Origin of the sequence: Arthrobacter sp. CAL618 (assembly GCF_000468215.1) — a bacterium.
In the GTDB taxonomy this organism is placed as follows: Bacteria; Actinomycetota; Actinomycetes; order Actinomycetales; family Micrococcaceae; genus Arthrobacter_D.
Genome location: NZ_ASZW01000061.1, coordinates 1 through 3,743, shown reverse-complemented (window position 1 = coordinate 3,743; position 3,743 = coordinate 1). Strand labels below are relative to the sequence as shown.

Sequence of the window (3,743 nt, the reverse complement as noted above, 5' to 3'; positions counted from 1 at the left end):
CCGCCCCGAAGTTCGACGTGCCCCACCGGTCCGCGACGGCTGTCGCTTGCAGCAGGGTGATACACCCGCGGACCGCGCCGGCCAGGACTGTAACCCCGATGAGGACGAACGCCGGACCGGGCAGCAACCCCAGCCACCAGAGGCAGGTAGCCCCCGCCGCCAACAGGAGCACAGCCCGCCGCACCGGGTTGGACCGGCCAGGCAGCACAGCAAAGAACAACCGGCCGATCACCTGGCCCACGCCGATCAGGCTGAAGGCGAGTACCGCGGTTCGGTAATCAAAACCCCGCTCCAGCAGTAGGGGAATCAGGTTGAACGTCACCGCGAACAGGGCCAGGGTCGCCGCGGCAACCGCCACCTGCAGCATGATGAACCGGCGGCTGCGGGTTGTCGTACGGACGTTTTGGGTGACCGCCTGCCGTGACTGTGCCGGCGTCGGCGCCGACCAATGGGCATTAAGGAAGAACCAGTGGAGCGGGAGGGTGACCACCGCCAGGACACCCGCGAGCGCTAGATAGGCTGGCCGCCAGCCGATGCTCTCGATCAGCAGCGCCGTCAGGGGGGCATAGATGGGGGACGCGAACCCGGCGACGAGTGTCAGCGTGGTCAAGGCTTTCACTCGGGCCGGTCCATACCAGCGGGTCAAAACCACGAACGCCGGTTGATAAAACACTGCGGCCTGCGCCAGACCTGCCACCAGCCAAGCGGCGACAAACACCGGCAGATTAGGGGCTGCCGCTACTAGCAGCAACGCCGCGACGCCGATCAGACTGCCGGTCACCATCAGGCGCCGCGGCCCCGTCTGATCCAGCAACCGACCCACCCAGATCCCCACCACCGCTGAAACGATCAGACCGGCGGAGAAGGCGGCGGTGATCGCCGCAGCACTCCACCCGGTGTCCCGAGCGATGGGTACCACTGCCACGGGCAGTGAGTAGTACAACAGCCCCCAACTCGTGGTCTGAGTGATACACATTGCGGCAAGCCCACCCCGGGGGCGGTTTTCTGTCTCCTGAGTCACCGGGCTACCCGCCGCGCTCGTCGGCCACTGGTTCGATCAGGTCCGCCCAGAGAGAGGTGCCGTTGCCATCGGGCGCCTCCCGCAGCAGGAGCCTTCCGGTGGATTCAAGGTGGCGGCGCATCGCGGAACCTGCGGCCACGGGGTCGCTGTCGTCGATGGCGTCCAGAATGGGCCGGTGCTCCCGGTAGACATCCTCCAGGGAACGGGATTTCTTGATCGTGGAAGCGCCAACCAGCCGGGTGGCGTCGCGCAGGTTCTCGATAATCCGGGCGGCGTGGGCATTGCCGGCGAGATCCAGCAGCAACCCATGCAGCCGCTGATCATGCAGCATGAACGCGGATTCGTCGCCCGCGAGGACAGCCGCCTGCATTGCCGAGTGTTCGTCATGCAACGCGGAGCGGTCGGCGTCGGTGGCCCGGACCGCCGCCCGCTCCGCTGCGGGGACCTCCAGGGCAAGCCGGACGGCGATGATCTCGGTCAGCTCCCGCGCTCCCGGCAGCACCACGCGGAAACCACGGTTGCGTTCGAAGGCCACCATTCCGGTTTCCGCCAACCGGAGCAGCGCATCGCGGACCGGGCTGCGGGAGACGCCCAACTCATCCGCCAACCGGTAGACGGAATACAGCTCACCGGGGACGAAGCTACCGTTCCGGATCCCCTCCCGCACGGCCTCAATGGTCCGCTCGGTCAGGGACGGCGGCCGGGCGGCGGGGACGTGGTCGTCGTCGACGGCGGGTGACATGACTCCAAGAGTAGTGCGAGTTGCAGGGGGTGGTCAGTTCACGGATTAGGCCGCTTCAGACCGGTTGTGCCAGCCCGCTCCTGACACACGTCGCCACGCGCGCCCGACACGGGCGGAGGCACGGGCCGGCGTCCGGCCGCGACCCACTCAGCAGGCGGGCGACGGCGTCGTCGTACCGCGATAGCGCGATCTCAGCGATCGCGGGGCTCGGGAGCAGGGGAGCGCTGACGACGTCGGCCCCGGCCTTCGCGAGCTGGTCATGGAAGAACCCGGGCGCGAGGAGGTAGGACGCCAGCGCAACCGGCGAAGAGGGGGTGCCTTCGCGGAAGGCCGCGACGGCGTCAGGCACGGAGGGCGAGGCTTTCGCGCCGAACCCGGGGCGCACCGGGCCGGTCCTGAGTTCCGCGAGGCTCGCCTGAACTTCGGCGACGTCCTCGGCAGCGCAGGCATCGGAGGAGCCTGCTGCGGACAGGACGACGTCGTCGCCCTCGGCCACACCGGCTTCCACCAATCGCTGCTGCAGCACCCGCGCCAGGCGTGGATCCGGGCCGAGCGGAAGCGCCGATAGGGTCCCCGGCCGGCTCGCCGCCGCCCGGGCAATGTCCACCTTCACGTGATAGCCGACCGACAGCAGCAACGGCACGATCACGGTGGGACGGTTCGGTGGAAGCGCGGCGACTACGTCCACCAGGTCGGGATCCTGCACGTCGACGTAGGCCTCAAGAACGTCAAGCTCAGGACGCAGTGCAGAGATCTCGGCCCGGACCGCGTTGATCTCGCGGCGCCCCTGGGCGTTGTCCGTGCCGTGCGCGCAGGCGATGAGGACCGGTGCGCCCACGTCCGTCAGATGCGAAGTCATGCCAGCCATTGAAGCACTGATTGAACTCTTACCGCCCGCTCAGGCGCGAAACCCGACCTCGATGAAGAGTTCCACCACCCCATCGACGCACCGCACCGGATACGTCCTGAGCCCCTGGCCGCCGGAGATCGAGGCGCCGGTGGCCAGGTCGTACACCTCCTTGTGAAGAGGCGAGGCGACCGTCGGTGCGGCACCGCGAGACCCTATGATGCCGCGGGCCATCACGGCTGCGCCAGTTCGTGGATCGATATTTCCGACGGCGTGGAGCCGGTCACCAGGCAGCCGGAACAGGGCAACCTGGACCGTTCCGACCAGCGCCGCCTCCCCCCAGCATTCCTCAAGGTCGTCGAGACGGCAGACCTGTTCCCAGGCCAGCTCGACGGCGGCCTCCGAGATGGCGGGACGGTGCAGGATGAGCTCGGTCATGACGTTCTCCTCGATCGCGGATGGTGCACTGGGGACAACGCTAGGCTGCGGACATGTCGCCCACGTCCCGGGTTCGTTGCGCCCGCGTAACGACCACCTCACAGGTCAGCGGCCGCTCCGTGAGTCGATTGTTAACGTTGCGATACATTCACGACACATAAGCGACACTCCCCCCTCATACTGTGGAGCGAAAGACGGGACCGCCTGGTCCTGACGGGAGGCACCACATGAGCGAGACCCGATCATCCCGGCCCGCTGAGGATGCCACCACACCGCAGGAGCGGCGCATTGTCGTCATCGGCGGTGGGCCAGCGGCGCACCGCTTCGTCGAAGCGCTCTGGCGACGTGGCACTGACGGCCTGCACCTCACTGTCCTGACGGAGGAGGCCCATGCTCCGTATGACCGGGTGGCGCTGAGCCGGCGACTGATCGACGACGTCGACCTCAGCCTCGGCGAGTCCATTATGTGGCGTGAACCCGCCATCGACCTCGTCACCGGCGAGCGCGCCATCCACCTGGACCTTGACGCCCAAAGCGTGATGGGTGCCTCCGGCACGCGCTACCCCTACGACGACGTTGTCCTCGCCACCGGATCGGAAGCCGTCCGGCTGCCTCTGCCGGGCGGCGAGCACGCAGCGGTGTACCGCACGGTCGATGACATGCACTGGCTCCGCTCGGAGACGGCACGGCTCGCC

The 3,743-nt window shown here is 67.9% G+C and carries 5 protein-coding genes; 1 reads left to right on the top strand and 4 read right to left on the bottom strand.

The genetic code is table 11. From position 1 onward, the window contains the following. From K728_RS0103775 to nirD, 4 genes are all read right to left on the bottom strand, one after another. The coding region (locus K728_RS0103775; protein ID WP_024475901.1) for an MFS transporter at positions 1-976 on the bottom strand (976 nt) is incomplete at its 3' end. 49 nt (positions 977-1,025) lie between these two features. After that, positions 1,026-1,763 (bottom strand): GntR family transcriptional regulator, encoded by a 738-nt coding sequence (locus K728_RS0103770; protein ID WP_024475900.1) that lies wholly within the window; start codon positions 1,761-1,763, stop codon positions 1,026-1,028. A gap of 55 nt (positions 1,764-1,818) precedes the next feature. Then, entirely contained in the window at positions 1,819-2,631 is an 813-nt protein-coding gene (locus K728_RS0103765) for a CbiX/SirB N-terminal domain-containing protein (RefSeq protein ID WP_051317603.1), read from the bottom strand. Positions 2,632-2,661: 30 nt separating this feature from the next. Further along, positions 2,662-3,048: a nitrite reductase small subunit NirD gene (nirD, locus tag K728_RS0103760; protein ID WP_019484140.1), complete on the bottom strand. Its 387-nt coding sequence runs from the start codon at positions 3,046-3,048 to the stop codon at positions 2,662-2,664. Positions 3,049-3,275: 227 nt separating this feature from the next. On the opposite strand from nirD, the gene K728_RS18330 reads away from it, so the two are divergent. After that, on the top strand, positions 3,276-3,743 hold a 468-nt coding region (locus tag K728_RS18330), incomplete at its 3' end, for an FAD-dependent oxidoreductase (protein ID WP_035747045.1).

Coding starts and splice junctions, on each gene's coding strand:
- K728_RS0103770 (WP_024475900.1), bottom strand. CDS start 1,763: ATGTCACCCGCCGTCGACGACGACCACGTCCCCGCCGCCCGGCCGCCG.
- K728_RS0103765 (WP_051317603.1), bottom strand. CDS start 2,631: ATGGCTGGCATGACTTCGCATCTGACGGACGTGGGCGCACCGGTCCTC.
- nirD (WP_019484140.1), bottom strand. CDS start 3,048: ATGACCGAGCTCATCCTGCACCGTCCCGCCATCTCGGAGGCCGCCGTC.